The organism is Nocardia sp. NPDC050793 (genome assembly GCF_040654065.1).
GTDB lineage: Bacteria > Actinomycetota > Actinomycetes > Mycobacteriales > Mycobacteriaceae > Nocardia.
In genome coordinates, this window is sequence record NZ_JBFAHG010000014.1 from 106,471 (window position 1) to 122,600 (window position 16,130).

Below are 16,130 nucleotides of genomic sequence, written 5' to 3' on the forward strand. Positions count from 1 at the left end.
TTGTGCGGGGTCCTCACAACCAGGCGCGCGCCAGCAGGTCGTCGCCAGCGACCTCGGTCGCCCGCGGCGGGAATCGGGTGGCCGCGATGGACGCGATGTGCGCGCCGTCGTGCCCGATCAGCCACGAGCCGCCGCCCTCCTCGCACTCGGCGATCTTGGCGAAGGTGGTGAGCAGGAACGTGATCGCCTCGTGCGGGTCGAGGACCTGGGCCAGGTGCTGCGATTCGCCCGGACGTGACAGGTCCAGCCACACGCCGCCCTGACCGTCGAGACGCATCCCGACGATCTTGGCGGCGTTGACGAAGGTGAATCTGCGCCGCTCCCACGGCATCGTAGGCGAGAAGCCCTGCTCTGTGACCTGGAGCAGAATTGTCATGCTGCTGCCCTCCGCTTTCCTTGACACTCAGTTGGTTGTCGGTCGTGACCAGCGGATATCCCAGTATGTTCCGCCCAGCTCCAGAAATCCAGGACAGCACGGCGCCGGGATGTCGGACCCGCCTGATTGGATGGGCGGATGCTGCACGGACTGTGGTCGCCAGGGGCCGGTCTGCTGCTGTGGACCGAGAACGGGGTGCCGGACGCCCTGCCCGACCCGCTGGGCGGCGTCCTGCGCGCGTCGCGGTTCCGGCACCGGGCCGAGGTTCTCGCGCCCGCGTCCGGCGCGGCCGAGCGAGTCACGGTGCCCGCGCACGCGCTCGCGCCCGAGGCCGCCGTCACGGCGCTGCGCCAGCCGTTGCCCGCTTCGGCCGTCTCCGGTGATCTGCGCTTTCTCGCCCATGTCGCGCACGGAGTCGAGCGCTGGGTGCGGGCCGGGCGGATCGTGCCCGAATTGCGCAGGGACGACGGCCAATGGTGGGTGCGGTGGCGGTTGGTCGGCGGCGCACGCCAGCGCGCCTGGCTGGCCGAGCTCGCGGTGACCGCCCCCGCCGCCCTGCACGTGGCCGGACGGCCCGCCGCCGTGCTGGAGGATCTCGTCGGCGAATTGACCGACCCGATCGCCAGGCGGTCGATGGACGCGTCGCCGCCATCGCATCCGCTGCTGGCCGCGCTGGTCGGCGACAGCCCCCTCGACAGCGGCAGCCATCAGCTGGCGGAGATGCTGGAACGCTGGCGCGCGGGCCTGACCGTTGACGAGCCGGAACTGGTGCTGCGGCTGCTGGAGCCGGACGGCGAGCTGGGCTTCGCCGACGACTCGGTGGCGCTGTGGCGCCTGGAGGTCTGCCTGCGCACCGAGGGGGAGGCGCCGGCGCCGATTCCGCTGCACGGCGACCCGAGCCTGGTCCGCACCGCGATCGACAAGCTGGGCGAGGCGCAGCGCGCCTATCCCCGGCTGCGCGACCTGCCGACCGATCCGCGCACGATGGACCTGCTCCTGCCGACCGAGGTGGTCGCCGATCTCGTCGCGCACGGCGCGCACGCGTTGCAGGCGGCGGGCATCCGACTGCTGCTGCCGCGCGCGTGGAGCATCTCCGCCCCGTCCATGCGGCTGCGGGTGGAGAGCGCGGTTCCGGCGGCGGAGAGCACCGTCGGGATGCGCGGATTGGTCCGTTACCGTTGGGAATTGGCGCTCGGCGACACGGTGCTGACCGAGGCCGAGATGGCGCGCCTCGTCCGCGCCAAATCCGATCTCGTGCAGTTGCGTGGCGAATGGGTGCAGGCCGACCACAAGGCGCTCGCCGCCGCGGCCCGCTACGTTGCCGCGCACAGCGACGATTCGCCGATCACGTTCGCCGACATGATCGGCGAACTGGCGAGCGGCCGCGTCGAACAGGTGCCGATCACCGAGGTCACCGCCACCGGATGGGCGGCCGAACTGCTGGATCGCAGGCACGACGCGGAGCCGGTGCCTGCCCCGAGCGGCTTGAAGGCGCAGCTGCGTCCCTATCAGCTACGCGGCCTGTCCTGGCTGGTCACCATGAGCCGAATGGGTTGCGGCGCGATCCTCGCCGACGACATGGGCCTCGGCAAGACGGTGCAGGTGCTGGCGCTGCTCGTGCACGAACGGGAACAGTCTGCGAATCCCGGCCCGACGCTGCTGGTGTGCCCGATGTCGGTGGTCGGTAACTGGCAGCGCGAGGCCGAGCGGTTCGCGCCGGATCTGCGGGTGCTTGTACACCACGGCGCGGGCAGGCGCGGCGGCGCGGAACTGGACGCGGCGGTGGCCGAGGCCGACCTCGTGCTCACTACCTATTCGCTACTCGCCAGGGATGTCGAGGGGCTGAGCAGGCAGGATTGGGAGCGCGTCGTGCTCGACGAGGCTCAGCACATCAAGAACGCCGGGACAAGGCAGGCCCGCGCCGCCAGCGCGCTGCCTGCGCGACATCGCTTGGCGCTCACCGGAACTCCCGTGGAGAACCGGCTGGAGGAGCTGCGCTCGATCCTCGATTTCGCGATGCCGAAACTGTTGGGCAGCCCGCAGACTTTCCGCGCGAGGTTCGCGGTGCCGATCGAGCGGGAGGGCGATCAGAACGCGATCTCGCGGCTGCGGTTCGTCACCCAGCCGTTCGTGCTGCGCCGGGTGAAGACCGATCCCTCCGTCATCAGCGACCTGCCGGAGAAGATGGAGTGGACGGTCCGCGCCAACCTGACCGTCGAGCAGGCCGCGCTGTACCAGGCGGTGGTCGACGACATGATGGAGAAGATCAAGAACGCGAAAGGCATGGCGCGCAAGGGTGCGGTGCTCGGCGCGCTGACCCGCCTCAAGCAGGTGTGCAACCACCCCGCGCACTTCCTCGGCGACGGCTCCGGCGTCATGACCCGCGGCAAGCACCGATCCGGCAAGCTGGCCCTGGTCGAAGACGTGGTGGACGCGGTGCTCGCCGACGATGAGAAGGCGTTGCTGTTCACCCAGTTCCGCGAGTTCGGCGATCTCATCGCGCCCTACCTCGCCGAGCGTTTCGGCGCACCGATCCCGTTCCTGCACGGCGGCGTGCCCAAGCGCCGTCGCGACGCCATGGTGACCGGGTTCCAGTCCGAGGACGGGCCGCCGCTGATGTTGCTGTCGCTCAAGGCCGGTGGCACGGGACTGAATCTGACGGCCGCCAATCACGTGGTGCACCTGGACCGTTGGTGGAATCCGGCGGTGGAGAACCAAGCGACCGACCGCGCGTTCCGCATCGGTCAGCAGCGCGCGGTGCAGGTGCGCAAGCTCGTCTGCGTCGACACCATCGAGGAGCGGATCGACGAGATGATCAACGGCAAGCGCAGGCTCGCGGATCTGGCCGTCGGGGCGGGGGAGAACTGGATCACCGAACTGAGCACCGACGAGCTGCGCGACCTGTTCGCCCTCGGCGCCGAGGCGGTGGGCGAATGACGTTCGAGGACTACCGCAAGTACGGCAAGCGACTACCGGTCGAGGGCGGCGTGGCGGCGCGCAGCCGTCGCGGCGGATTCGGCCGTACCTGGTGGGGCCGCGCGCTGATCGACGCGGTCGAGGCGATGGCCGAGCCGGGCAGGCTGGCCCGTGGGCGCAGCTATGCGCGGTCGGGGCAGGTGGTGAGTTATCGGATCGAGCCCGGTGCGATGGTCGCGGAGGTGCAGGGCAGCCAACCGCGCCCGTTCACCTCGGCGTTCCGCGTGCGCGCGGTGCGCGAGGAGGAACTGGACCTGCTGATCGAGACGATCCGCAGCTCGCCGGGCATGCTGGCCGAGATCGCCTCGGGTGCGCTGCCCACCGGGCTCGGTCCGCTGCTGTTGCCGAGCACGGCGGCCGAACTGGACTTCGACTGCACCTGTCCGGACCCCGGCTGGCCGTGCAAACACGTCGCGGCGGTCTGCTACTTGCTCGCCGAGCGACTCGACGAGCGGCCCCGCGAGATTCTCACGCTGCGCGGGTTGGACCTCGACACGCTCATTCGCGGTATCGAGCGAGATCCGCGACCGGTCCGGAGCGACGATCCCTACGGTGACGAGACGCCGCTTCCCGACCTACCGAAGGTCGAATTTCGTTCCGCGATGGACGATCTCGATTCTGTGCTGCTGCGCAGCGCGCTTCGTATGAGCGCCGAGGACGAGGCGAGCGCGGCGGCCGGACTGCGCGAGCTCGCCGCGCTGTACACGCTGTTGCGGCACTGAGCCGCGGCCTTCGCGCAAGAGTCAGCACCCGGCATCGAGGCAGGCCCGCGTCTCCGGACTTCGTCGGGCGGATCCCGTCCGGTGCGCTGGGGGCCGGTGCGCCTCGGCGCCGGGTGCCACTTTCCAGTCTGCTCCGGCGGGGCGGATGAGGTAATGCCCGATTGCCGTCCGTTCACTGCCACTGTGCCGAACCTGCGCTGCCCTACCGCTCCCTGAGCTGGCGCGCCGGCCAGCGCTTTCGCGTCGCGTTCCTACTCCACCGATGGCCGCGGCCCGCCCACCAATACGGCGGCGTAGCAGAGCGTCGACAGTCCCGCGAACGCGACGATGAGTTCGGGGAAGTACAGGCAGGAGATCCAGAAGGTGCCGCCCGCCGCGGCGAAGCAGATCCAGTTGAACAGCGACCAGCGCGCGATCAGCGCAGGCGCTGTCCGGACGGCCACCACCGCCAGCATCGGAAAGAGCAGGCCGAACAGCCCCATGCCGACGCTGTAACCGGTGTTGAGCCCGAAGACCGTCACTTCTCTTCCGCCCTCGAACAACGTCGTGGTGGTGTTCCTCGACAGCTCGTTGATCACTTCCTCACCGGCGACGTCGGCTCCGTTGAAGATGTGCAGGGCGAGCTCGTGCCCGAGGCCGATGATGCCGAGGAACACAGCGCCCGCGCAGTGGACGCGAATCGGCCACCGTGCGGCGGTGGTGCGGGGCGGGGCAGTGGATGTCAACGCGGTCATTAGCGACCTCCGAAAGTGAGCACTCCCAAAACAGAACAAAAATTATGTTATAGGCTGGGTGATGTGGCGGGCAAGACCTCATGGCTGACATCCGGACTGTCGATCCTCGGCACGGCGGGACCGACGGCGCTGACCATCGACAAACTGGTCGCGTCGACCGGGCTGAGTACCGGGTCCTTCTACCACCACTTCGCGGGCATGCCGGGCTACAAGAAGGCGCTGCTCGCGCACTTCGAGGAGGTGCAGACGCTGCGCTACATCCGCGAGGTGCAGGCGGCCGAGCAGCTGGACCCGCGCGGCAGGCTCGATCTGCTGATCGACCTGGTGCTCGCCGACGGTGAACCGGCCCGCCTGGAGGTGGCGGTCCGGGCGTGGGCGCTGGACGACCCGGTCGCCGCCGCCGCCAAGCAGCGCGTCGACGCGGCCCGGCTGGCGTTTCTGCGCGAACTGCTCGGCGAGATCGGCTATCCGGAGCCCGCCGCCGAGCAGACCGCGCAGATCCTCTACCTGCTGGTGCTCGGCGCGGGCAACACGCTTCCCGAGGTGCCGCCCGAGCGGCTGCGCGTCCTGTGCGACCGGATTCTGACGTGAATACCGTTCCGCCCCGGCGTATCTCGCTGCGTGACGACCTCGGCGCCGAGGTCTCGATCGCCCGCCCGGTGCGGCGCGTGGTGTCGCTGGTGCCCTCGCTCACCGAATCGGTGGCGGCCACCTGTCCCGAGCTGCTCGTCGCGGCGACGCGGTGGTGCACCCACCCTGCCGATCTTTCCGTCGAACGCGTGCGCGGCACCAAGAACCCGAACCTGCGCCGGATCGTGGAACTGGCTCCCGATCTGGTGCTGTGCAATCGAGAGGAGAACCGCCGCGCGGATGTGGAGCGCCTGCGCGCGGCGGGTATCCCGGTGTGGGTCACCAGGATCGAGACGCTCGACGGTGCGTTTCCTTCGCTCACCAGGCTGTTCGCCGAGGCGCTCGGCGTGCCCGCGCCTGCCTGGTTGCACGCCGCCGAAAATGTCTGGGCCGCAGCGCCTCCGGAGCCTGTCCGGGCGACCGTCATCCCGATCTGGCGCAAGCCGTGGATGGTCGTCGGCCGCGACACCTTCACCGGCGACCTCGCGCGCCGGCTCGGGCTGCGCCTCGTGCACGCGGACCGGCCCGAGCGTTACCCGCGCGTGGACGAGGCCGAACTCACCCGCGGTGTCGAGCTGGCGATCCTGCCCGACGAGCCGTATGACTTCACCGAAACAGATGGGCCCGAGGCATTTCCGGGCATCCCCTGCGCGCTCGTCGAGGGCCGCAACCTCACCTGGTACGGCCCTTCCCTCGTCACGGCGCGCGAGACCTTGACCCGGCAGATCGCCGCCGCGACCCTCCGTCGATGACCGTCCGCCGCGCTCAGGACGCCGCGGCGAACCGATAGTCGGCCAGGTCGAAGTGACCGCTGCGCCACGCGGCCTCCACGGTGGTGGACGGCCGCAGCGGCACATCGCCGTGCTTGTCGAAGTAGTAGCTGTTGGACAGGGCGCAGGATTCCTGCCAGAACACCTGGCCGCCACGCCGGGCCAGCATCTCCCGAAAGTAGCGATCGTTGGCCTCCTCGGTGACCTCGACCATGGTCGAACCGGTCGCGCGGGCGTGCCGCAGGCAGCGCAGGATGTGGCGGACCTGGTTCTCGATCAGCGCGAAATACGACGAGCCGTTGTAGCCGTACGGGCCGATCACCGAGAAGAAGTTCGGGAAGCCGGGCACGCTGACGCCCTCGTAGGCCTGGAGCCGGTGCTCGTCCCACCACTTCTCGAGATCCCGGCCGCCGACGCCGCGCAGATCGTAGGTCGGCATGTTGCCCGATTCCATCACCTTGAAGCCGGTCGCCAAGATCAGCACGTCCGCCTGGTGCTCGGTGGCCTCGGTCCGCACGCCGGTGGCGGTGATCTCGCGGATCGGGTCGGTCTCCAGCAGCACGTTGTCGCGGTTGAACGCGGCCAGATAGTCGTTGGAGAAACTGGGGCGCTTGCAGCCCAGTGCGTAACGGGGCGTGAGCTTTTCGCGCACCGCCGGGTCGTCGACCTGGCGGCGCAGGTGGGCAAGCCCGGCGCGCTCGGCGACCGCGGCCGTCGGCAGCGACCGGTAGTAGTGCGCCGCGATGGGGAAGGTCAGTTCTACGTAGGCCTGGCTGATCAACCTGGTCAGCGACCGCCCGCCGGGCAGTCGCAGCGCCAGGCGCACCGGGGCGGGTAGCGGGAGATCGGGACGCGGCAGGCACCAGATCGGGGTGCGCTGGAAGACGACGAGATGGGCCACCTCGGGGGCGATCTCCGGGATCACCTGCACCGCGGAGGCGCCGGTCCCGATGATCGCGACTCGCTTGCCACGCAGGCTTTCCCGGTGATCCCAGCGCGACGTGTGCATGGTCGCGCCGCCGAAATCGCCGACGCCGGGAATGTCCGGCAGTTTCGGCCGGGTCAGCACGCCGGTCGCGCTGATCACGTAGCGGGCGCGCAACTCGTCGCCGGAGCCGGTGCGCAGCCGCCACAGGTGGCGCTGTTCGTCGAATTCCGCGTCGGTGATCGTGGTGCGAAAACGGATACGCGGGCGTAGTCCGTACTTGTCGACGCACGATTCGGCGTAGGCCTCGAGTTCGCGGCCCGGCGCGTAGACCCGCGACCAGTCCGCCCGCTGATCGAAGGAGAACTGATAGCTGAACGACGGAATGTCCACGGCCACACCGGGATAGGTGTTCCAGTGCCAGGTGCCGCCCGCGCCGTCCGCGTCGTCGACGATGAGGAAGTCCTGAAAACCGGCCGCGCGCAGCTTGATCGCCGCGCCGATACCGGAGAACCCGGCCCCGACGATGATCACTTCGTGGTCGATGGTCGTCTCGTTCATCGCACCGCTCGCTCCATGAGTCCGGCTGCGCGGACACATGTGATGTCGGGCGACATCACTGTCCGCACCTGCCACCTCATTAGGCGCGCGCCCTGCGGCTTTGTCAACGGGCCGCGACCAGGCGGAGCTACTCCGGCGCCTCGATGCGGTAGACCCGCTCGGCGGTGCCGCGGAAGATCTGGGCCAGCTCGACGGGCCCGCCGCCGTGGGCGGTCACGGCGTCGGCGATCACCTGCGCGCTGTCGGCGATGCGCGTGATCGGTTTGTCCACCGGGAAGTTCGAGCCCCACAGCAGGCGCTCGGGCCCGAACACGTCCATCGCGTGCGTGACCAGCGGACCGATCCGCTCCACCAGCTCGGGCACCGGCGTCGACCTCCCGCGCGCGGGCACCGGGTGTCCGAGTATCGGCATCATCAGTCCGCTGACCTTGGCGACCACGTTGGGCATGGCGCCCAGCGCGCTCAGGTCGTCGCGCCAGCTCAGGAATAGTTTCCTGCGCTCGCCCGGATTCGTGCCGGTGTGCTTGCCGACCTTCCCGTACAGGCCGACGGGCGTGGCGAGGTGGTTCAGCACGATGGTGACCTCGGGATAGCGCTCGGCAAGCGCGGTCACCTCGGGCAGCTGGTGCGAGTACACCCACGCCTCGAAGGAGAGCCCGCGCTCGGCGAGTTCGGCGAACCCATCCAGGAAACGGCTTCCGGTGAGCGCGCCCGCGCTGCCCGCGAAGGACCTGATGCCGGTGTCCGGGTGGTGCGCGACCATCGTGCGAATGCCGCGGAACAGCGGCGATGCCGTCCGGTGCGCGTCGAGCAGGGCCGCGAAGCCGTCGGCGGACGGATCGGCCGAGCCGATGACAGCGCCGAGCCGCGGGGTGTCGACGCCGAACGGCAGGCTGGCGACCCAGCGGGTCTCGTCGGCCTTGGCGGTCGGGCCGGACCCGGTCCACTCGACCTCGATGTGCACGATCGACTCGACCGGGACTCCCGCCGCGTCGCTCCGATAGTCCGCGGGCAGATACGGATGCACGTATGCCGTTGGGTCGCCGACGAATTCACGGTCGCGGCGCGGAGCGAGCCGGGTGGCGAGACCGATCGGCACCGGCAGGTACTTGAACAGCCGGGCGAGGTTGCTGAAATCGCGCGGCGTGGTCAGCGGATCCCACTGGTGGATGTGCGCGTCGATCACGCGTAGGCCCGCGAGGTCCATCGTGCCCCTCCTGTCGTGGCGGATTACCCGGCTCGGCGATTGTCACACGGCGGTGGCCGCGCGCGGGCCAACGACGAGCTTCGCCGGCCTCACACGTTGCGGCGGTACTGCCCGCCGACGGTGAAGAAGGCGTCGGTGATCTGCTCCAGAGTGCAGACCCGCGCGGCGTCCATCAACGCGGCGAAGATGTTCTCGTCGGTGCGCGCCACCGCGTCCAGCCTGGCCAGCGCCGCGTGCGCGGCATCGCGGTGCCGCTGCTGGAACTCGCGCACCCGGTCGAGCTGGGATTTCTTCTCCGCCTCTGTGGCGCGCGCTAGCTCGAGCACCCGGTGCTGCTCGCCGTTCGGATTGCGGAAGGTGTTGACTCCGATGATCGGCAGTGAGCCGTCGTGCTTGCGCCGCTCATAGAGCATGGATTCGTCCTGGATCTTGCCGCGCTGATAGCCGGTCTCCATGGCGCCGAGCACGCCGCCGCGCTCGCTGATCCGCTCGAACTCGACAAGTACCGCCTCCTCGACCAGATCGGTGAGTTCGTCGACGACGAAGCTGCCCTGCAGCGGGTTCTCGTTCATCGCCAGGCCCCACTCGCGGCTGATGATCAGCTGGATGGCCATGGCGCGGCGCACCGACTCCTCCGTCGGCGTGGTCACCGCCTCGTCGTAGGCGTTGGTGTGCAGGCTGTTGCAGTTGTCGTAGACGGCGATCAGGGCCTGCAACGTGGTGCGAATGTCGTTGAAGTTCATCTCCTGGGCGTGCAGCGAACGACCCGAGGTCTGGATGTGGTACTTCAGCTTCTGCGAGCGTTCGTTGGCGCCGTAGCGGTCACGCATGGCGATCGCCCAGATGCGCCGCGCGACCCGGCCGATCACCGAATACTCCGGGTCCATGCCGTTGGAGAAGAAGAACGACAGATTGGGTGCGAAGTCGTCGATGTCCATGCCGCGCGCGAGATACGCCTCCACGTAGGTGAATCCGTTGGCGAGGGTGAAGGCGAGCTGGCTGATCGGGTTCGCGCCCGCCTCGGCGATGTGATACCCCGAGATCGACACGGAGTAGAAGTTGCGTACCTTGTTGCGCACGAACCACTCCTGGATGTCGGCCATCATGCGCAGGCTGAACTCGGTGGAGAAGATGCAGGTGTTCTGGCCCTGGTCCTCTTTGAGGATGTCGGCCTGCACGGTCCCGCGCACGGTGGCCAGCGTGCTCGCCCGGATGCCCGCGGCCTCGTCCACGGTCGGCTCGCGTCCCTCTGCGGCCGAGAAGCGTTGCAGCGCTTGGTCGATGGCGGCGTTGAGGAAATAGGCCAGGATGGTCGGGGCCGGGCCGTTGATCGTCATGGAGACCGACGTGGTCGGCGCCGTCAGGTCGAAACCGTCGTAGAGCGCCTTCATGTCGTCGAGCGACGCGATCGAGACACCCGAAGTGCCGACCTTGCCGTAGATGTCGGGCCGCTCGTCTGGATCGCGACCGTAGAGCGTCACCGAATCGAACGCGGTCGACAGCCGGGTCGCCTCGGCGTGCGCGGAGAGCACCTTGAAGCGCCGGTTGGTGCGGAACGGATCGCCCTCGCCCGCGAACATCCGCGCGGGATCCTCGTTGTCACGCTTGAACGGGAACACCCCGGCCGTGAACGGAAAGCGACCGGGCAGGTTCTCCGCGCGCAGAAAGTGCAGCAGCTCACCGTGATCGGTGTAGCGGGGGAGCGCCACGCGCGCGATGCTGCTGCCCGACAACGACTCCCGGCGCAGCGGCGTGTGGATCTCGTGATTGCGCACCCGCACCACCTGTTCGTCCCCGCGGTAACTCTCGGCGACCGAGGGCCATTCGGCCAGCAGCGCGGCATTGTCGCCGGTGAGTTCGGTGCGTGCGGCGGTCAGCAAATCGGCGATCGCGGTGTCCTCGGGCAGTTCGGCGAGCACCTGTTCGAGCCGCTGGACGCGTTGCGCTGCGGCGACCTGCCTTGCGGTCTCGGCGTGGTAGCCGCGCACCGCTTCGGCGATCTCGGCCAGGTAGCGCACCCGGGCGGGCGGGATGATCTGGGCGAAACGAGTGGAGACCTTGGTGTCGACCCGCGGCAGCGTCCCTGGCTCCAGCCGCAGGCCGTGCTCGCCGAGCAAGCCGGTCAGGTGCTGGTAGAGCGCGGTCACGCCGTCGTCGTTGAAGGTCGCCGCGCTGGTGCCGAAGACGGGCATGTCCTCCGGGCGCGCGCCGAAGGCCTCGCGGTTGCGCAGCAGCTGGCGCGACACGTCGCGCACCGCGTCGGCGGCGCCGCGGCGCTCGAACTTGTTGACGGCCACCACATCCGCGTAATCGAGCATGTCGATCTTCTCGAGCTGGGAGGCGGCGCCGAACTCCGGCGTCATGACATACATCGACACGTCGACGTGGTCGACGATGGCGGTGTCGCCCTGGCCGATGCCCGGCGTCTCCAGGACGACCAGGTCGTACCCGGCCGCCTTGCACGCCGCGATGATGGTGTCGATATTGCGCGGCAGTTCGTGATTGCCCCGGGTGGCCAGCGAACGGAAGAACACGTGCGCGCCGTCGAGCGCGTTCATTCTGATGCGGTCGCCGAGCAGCGCGCCGCCGCCGCGGCGGCGGGTCGGGTCGACCGCGAGGATCGCGACGCGGAGCTTATCCTGCTGGTCGGAGCGCAGTCGTCGCACCAATTCGTCTGTCAGTGACGACTTTCCGGAGCCTCCGGTGCCGGTGATGCCGAGCACCGGCACCGCGCGCGCGTTCGCCGCGGTGAGCAGTGCCTCCCGGTCGGCGGCGGGCAGCGTGTCCTGTTGCAGGCAGGTGATGGCGCGAGCCAGCGCGGGTCGTTCGCCCGCCAGCACGGCCTCGGTCGCGGGGAACTCCTCGGCGAGGTCGTAATCGCAGGCGCGCACCAATTCGTTGATCATGCCGGGCAATCCGAGCCGCTGACCGTCCTCGGGGGAGAAGATCCGCACACCCGCGGCGGCAAGCCGCTCGATCTCCTCGGCGACGATCACCCCGCCGCCACCGCCGAAGATCCGGATGTGGCCCGCTCCCGCCTCTTTCAGCGCGGCCGCGAGATATTCGAAATATTCGATGTGGCCGCCCTGGTACGAGCTGACCGCGACGCCGTGCACATCCTCCTCGATCGCCGCCGCGACCACCTCGTGCACGGCGCGGTTGTGCCCGAGGTGGATCACCTCCGCGCCCTGGGACTGCAAGATCCGGCGCATGATGTTGATCGCGGCGTCATGCCCGTCGAACAGGGCCGCCGACGTCACGAAACGGACGGGATGGGCGGGAGTGTGGAGCGCGCTGCTGTCGGCCACGGGAGTCCTCCGGCGAGTCCTTATGGCGCCCAATACTAGGACGTCAAAGTAATTCTACGGTGACAGCGATCACACCGCCAGGTAATCGCCGGGCCGCCGCACCGTAGTCGGAGGCGGCCGCACGCGGTGATACTGGACCGGTGGCTCATGAGCATCGGGTGGGGGCAGCGCTGCGCCGGCTGGTCGACGAGGGCGTGCTGACCGCGGCGCAACGGGATGCGGTGACGGCCGCGGTGGCCGCCGAGGATGCCGCGGCGCGACCATCGGCGGGCAAGCTGCTCGCCGAGATCGCGGCGTACGTCGGCGCCGGTCTGCTGATCGGTGGGCTGGTGTTGTTCCTCGAGGCGTCGTGGGGCGATCTGGCGCGAGCGAGCCAGGTGGCGATCCTGGCGGCCCTGGCGATCGGGCTCGCGCTGGGCGGCGTCGCACTGGCCGGACGCGCGTCGCTGTTCCGTACGCCGACGCCGACCGCGCGCATGCGGCTGGCCGCGGTGTTGTTCGCGCTCGCGGCGGCCACCCTCGCCGGTGCGGTCGGGGCGGGCGTCGACGATTCGGGATCCGACGAGGCATGGGTGCTCGCGGTGTGCGTGGGTCTGGCCGCGGCGGTGCTCGGCTATGTGGCCTTGCCTTCGGTGGTCGGAATGCTCACGTGCGCGGCTTTCGGTGTGCCCTGCGTCGTCGGCGTGTTCGGCGAGGTGTTGAACCTGGACGAATTCTGGGTCGGCTGCTGCCTTTTCGCGCTCGGCATGGTCTGGTTCGGGCTGACGCGCGCGGGTGCGTTCATCGAGGACTGGTCGGGATACGCGATCGCGATCGCTACCTCGCTGCTGGGTGCGCAATGGGCCGACCTCGAGGCGGAACTCTGGCCGGTCGCGCTCACCGCGCTCGTCGCGGTCGTCTGCTTCGCGTTGTACGCGACGCAACGTTCGGCAGTGCTGGTGATCGGCGGCGCGGGGGCGGTCGCGCTCGCCATCGCGGGGGCCGTGTCCGAGTGGTCCGACGGATTGGGCGCGGCCGGGTTGGTGCTGATCGTCGGCGCCGTGCTGCTGGCGGCGGGTGCGATCACCATGGCGCGGTCGCCGCGCGGGTCCGGCTGACCAAGCGGTGGGATGAATCACATTCGCGTCCGGCCCGCTATTTACTTGGACATCCAACTATAGGATGACCGCAGATTGCGCGCCCGCGCGTCGACGACGACAGGCAAAGGACTGGCATGGTTCGCGAACTCACTCACTTCATCGGCGGGCAACACGTCGCAGGCGCCTCGGGCAACTACGGCGATGTCTTCGACCCGAACATCGGCCAGGTGCAGGCGCGCGTGCCGCTGGCGAGCAAGTCCGAGGTGGAGGCGGCCATCACGAATGCCGCGGCGGCCCAGCCGGAGTGGGCGGCGTTCAACCCGCAGAAGCGGGCCAGGGTGCTGATGAAGTTCCTCACCCTGGTGCAGGACGAGATGGACAGCCTGGCCGCGCTGCTCTCCGCCGAGCACGGCAAGACCATCGCCGACGCCAAGGGCGACATCCAGCGCGGGCTCGAGGTCGTCGAGTTCGCCACCGGCATCCCGCACCTGCTCAAGGGCGAATACACCGAGAGCGCGGGCACCGGCATCGACGTCTACTCGATGCGCCAGCCGCTCGGCGTCGTCGCGGGCATCACCCCGTTCAACTTCCCGGCCATGATCCCGCTGTGGAAGGCCGGTCCCGCGCTGGCCTGCGGCAACGCGTTCGTGCTCAAGCCCTCCGAGCGCGACCCCTCGGTGCCGCTGCGGCTCGCCGAGCTGTTCCTCGAGGCGGGCCTGCCCCCGGGCGTGTTCAACGTGGTCAACGGCGACAAGGAGGCCGTCGACACGCTGCTGCACGATCCGCGGATCAAGGCCGTCGGTTTCGTCGGCTCCACCCCGATCGCCCAGTACATCTACGAGACGGCGACCGCGAACGGCAAGCGCGCCCAATGCTTCGGCGGCGCGAAGAACCACGCCATCGTGATGCCGGACGCCGATCTCGACGACGTCGCCGACCAGCTGATCGGCGCGGGCTACGGTTCCGCGGGCGAGCGCTGCATGGCCATCTCGGTCGCCGTGCCGGTCGGCGAGGAGACCGCCGACCGCCTGGTGGCCAAGCTGACCGAGCGGGTGCACAAGCTGAACATCGGCCGCTCCGACGACCCGGGCGCGGACTTCGGCCCGCTGGTCGGCGAGGACGGCGTGGACCGGGTGAACAACTACGTCCAGATCGGCATCGATGAGGGGGCCGAGCTGGTCGTGGACGGCCGCGGCCTGACCGTCGAAGGCGGCGAGGACGGCTACTTCGTCGGCGCGACGCTGTTCGACAAGGTCACCGCCGACATGCGCATCTACCGGGAGGAGATCTTCGGCCCGGTGGTCAGCGTCGTGCGCGCCAAGGACTACGAGGAGGGCCTGCGCCTGGCCAACGAGCACGAATACGGCAACGGCGTGGCCATTTTCACCCGCGACGGCGACACCGCCCGCGATTTCGCGGCCAGGGTCGAGGTCGGCATGGTCGGCATCAACGTGCCGATCCCGGTGCCGATCGCGTACTACACCTTCGGCGGCTGGAAGCGGTCCGGCTTCGGCGATCTGAACCAGCACGGCCCGGATTCGATCCGCTTCTACACCAAGACCAAGACGGTGACCCAGCGCTGGCCTTCGGGCGGAAAGGAGACGGTGTCTTCGGGCCGCTCCGCAGGCTCCGCGGCCAACGCGTTCGTCATCCCGACGATGGACTGAGCCGGATGTTCACTCTGAACGAGGACGAGCGCGCGATCGGCGAGACCGCGCGCCAGTTCGCTGACGAGTTCCTGGCGCCCAACGCGCTGGAATGGGATGAGCAGAAACACTTTCCGGTGGACGTGCTGCGCAAGGCGGGCCCGCTCGGCCTCGGCGGCATCTACGTCCGCGAGGACGTCGGCGGCTCGGGGCTGCGCAGGCTCGACGCCGTGCGCATCTTCGAGCAGCTGGCCACCGGGTGTCCGGCGGTGGCGGCCTACATCTCCATCCACAACATGGCCGCCTGGATGATCGATGCCTACGGCACCGACGATCAACGCAACCGCTGGCTGCCGGGCCTGACCTCGATGGAGCTGCTCGGCAGCTACGCGCTCACCGAGCCCGGCGTCGGCTCCGACGCGGCGGCGTTGAGCACCAAGGCCGTTCGCGACGGCGAGGACTACATCCTCAACGGCGCGAAACAGTTCATCTCCGGCGCGGGCGCCAACGACGTGTACGTGATGATGGTGCGCACGAGTGACGAAGGGGCGCGCGGCATTTCGACGCTGATCGTGCCCGCCGACGCCCCTGGCCTCTCGGTCGGGCCGAACGAGCGGAAGATGGGCTGGAACGCGCAGCCGACCAGGCAGGTCGTGCTGGAGGACGTCCGCGTCCCGGTCGCCAACCGCCTCGGCGCGGAGGGCGACGGGTTCCGCATCGCCATGAACGGCCTCAACGGCGGGCGGCTGAACATCGCCGCGTGCTCGGTGGGCGGCGCGCAGACGGCGCTGGACAAGTCCGTGCCCTATCTCGCCGACCGCACGGCCTTCGGTAAGGCGCTGCTGAAGAACCAGGCGTTGCAATTCGAATTAGCCGATATGCGAACCGAATTGGAGGCCGCGCGGACGCTGCTGTGGCGCGCGGCCGCCGCGCTCGACGCGGACGCGCCCGACAAGGTGGAACTGTGCGCCATGGCCAAGCGATTCGCCACCGACGTCGGCTTCGAGGTGGCCAACAAGGCGCTCCAGCTGCACGGCGGCTACGGCTACCTGCACGAATACGGCCTGGAGAAGATCGTCCGTGATCTGCGCGTCCACCAGATCCTCGAGGGCACCAACGAGATCATGCGGGTCGTCGTAGCCCGCTCGGTGATAGGAGCAGCGTGACGGGGCGCGAACCTACCTATCTGAGGCAGG

12 protein-coding genes are annotated in these 16,130 nt (G+C 69.2%); 7 read left to right on the forward strand and 5 right to left on the reverse strand.

Annotated elements, in window-relative coordinates:
• Positions 1-13 precede the first annotated feature (13 nt).
• Entirely contained in the window at positions 14-376 is a 363-nt protein-coding gene (locus AB0H50_RS32940; protein ID WP_357460468.1) for a hypothetical protein, read from the reverse strand.
• A gap of 138 nt (positions 377-514) precedes the next feature.
• Here AB0H50_RS32940 and AB0H50_RS32945 point away from each other — a divergent pair, with 138 nt between their 5' ends.
• The gene (locus tag AB0H50_RS32945; RefSeq protein WP_357460471.1) at positions 515-3,313 is read left to right on the forward strand and encodes a DEAD/DEAH box helicase; all 2,799 of its coding nucleotides are present in this window, start codon (positions 515-517) and stop codon (positions 3,311-3,313) included.
• On the forward strand, positions 3,310-4,074 hold the full coding sequence (locus AB0H50_RS32950; protein ID WP_357460473.1) for an SWIM zinc finger family protein: 765 nt from the start codon (positions 3,310-3,312) through the stop codon (positions 4,072-4,074). The genes AB0H50_RS32945 and AB0H50_RS32950 overlap by 4 nt, the downstream gene beginning before the upstream one ends.
• Before the next feature lie 251 nt (positions 4,075-4,325).
• On the opposite strand, the gene AB0H50_RS32955 is transcribed toward AB0H50_RS32950, so the two are convergent.
• The gene (locus tag AB0H50_RS32955) at positions 4,326-4,808 is read right to left on the reverse strand and encodes a hypothetical protein (protein WP_357460476.1); all 483 of its coding nucleotides are present in this window, start codon (positions 4,806-4,808) and stop codon (positions 4,326-4,328) included.
• A 63-nt stretch (positions 4,809-4,871) separates the two neighbouring features.
• Here AB0H50_RS32955 and AB0H50_RS32960 point away from each other — a divergent pair, with 63 nt between their 5' ends.
• Positions 4,872-5,399, forward strand: coding sequence for a TetR/AcrR family transcriptional regulator (locus AB0H50_RS32960; RefSeq protein ID WP_357460479.1), 528 nt, complete (start codon positions 4,872-4,874; stop codon positions 5,397-5,399).
• Positions 5,396-6,190 carry a helical backbone metal receptor gene (locus AB0H50_RS32965; RefSeq protein WP_357460482.1) on the forward strand — a complete coding sequence of 265 codons (795 nt, stop codon included), beginning with the start codon at positions 5,396-5,398 and terminating at the stop codon, positions 6,188-6,190. The genes AB0H50_RS32960 and AB0H50_RS32965 overlap by 4 nt, the downstream gene beginning before the upstream one ends.
• A 13-nt stretch (positions 6,191-6,203) precedes the next feature.
• On the opposite strand, the gene AB0H50_RS32970 is transcribed toward AB0H50_RS32965, so the two are convergent.
• The 3 genes from AB0H50_RS32970 to icmF form a co-directional block, all read right to left on the reverse strand.
• The gene (locus tag AB0H50_RS32970) at positions 6,204-7,694 is read right to left on the reverse strand and encodes an NAD(P)/FAD-dependent oxidoreductase (RefSeq protein WP_357460485.1); all 1,491 of its coding nucleotides are present in this window, start codon (positions 7,692-7,694) and stop codon (positions 6,204-6,206) included.
• 127 nt (positions 7,695-7,821) lie between these two features.
• Positions 7,822-8,901: an amidohydrolase family protein gene (locus AB0H50_RS32975; protein ID WP_357460487.1), complete on the reverse strand. Its 1,080-nt coding sequence runs from the start codon at positions 8,899-8,901 to the stop codon at positions 7,822-7,824.
• Positions 8,902-8,990: 89 nt separating this feature from the next.
• Entirely contained in the window at positions 8,991-12,209 is a 3,219-nt protein-coding gene (gene icmF / locus AB0H50_RS32980) for a fused isobutyryl-CoA mutase/GTPase IcmF (RefSeq protein WP_357460490.1), read from the reverse strand.
• A gap of 140 nt (positions 12,210-12,349) precedes the next feature.
• On the opposite strand from icmF, the gene AB0H50_RS32985 reads away from it, so the two are divergent.
• The 3 genes from AB0H50_RS32985 to AB0H50_RS32995 all read left to right on the forward strand — a co-directional run bounded on the left by AB0H50_RS32985 (position 12,350) and on the right by AB0H50_RS32995 (position 16,100).
• Entirely contained in the window at positions 12,350-13,306 is a 957-nt protein-coding gene (locus AB0H50_RS32985; RefSeq protein ID WP_357460493.1) for a DUF2157 domain-containing protein, read from the forward strand.
• Positions 13,307-13,422: 116 nt separating this feature from the next.
• On the forward strand, positions 13,423-14,955 hold the full coding sequence (locus tag AB0H50_RS32990) for a CoA-acylating methylmalonate-semialdehyde dehydrogenase (protein ID WP_357460496.1): 1,533 nt from the start codon (positions 13,423-13,425) through the stop codon (positions 14,953-14,955).
• Positions 14,956-14,960: 5 nt separating this feature from the next.
• A complete protein-coding gene (locus tag AB0H50_RS32995; protein WP_357460499.1) occupies positions 14,961-16,100 on the forward strand; it encodes an acyl-CoA dehydrogenase family protein in 1,140 nt (379 codons plus the stop codon).
• Positions 16,101-16,130: the final 30 nt, after the last annotated feature.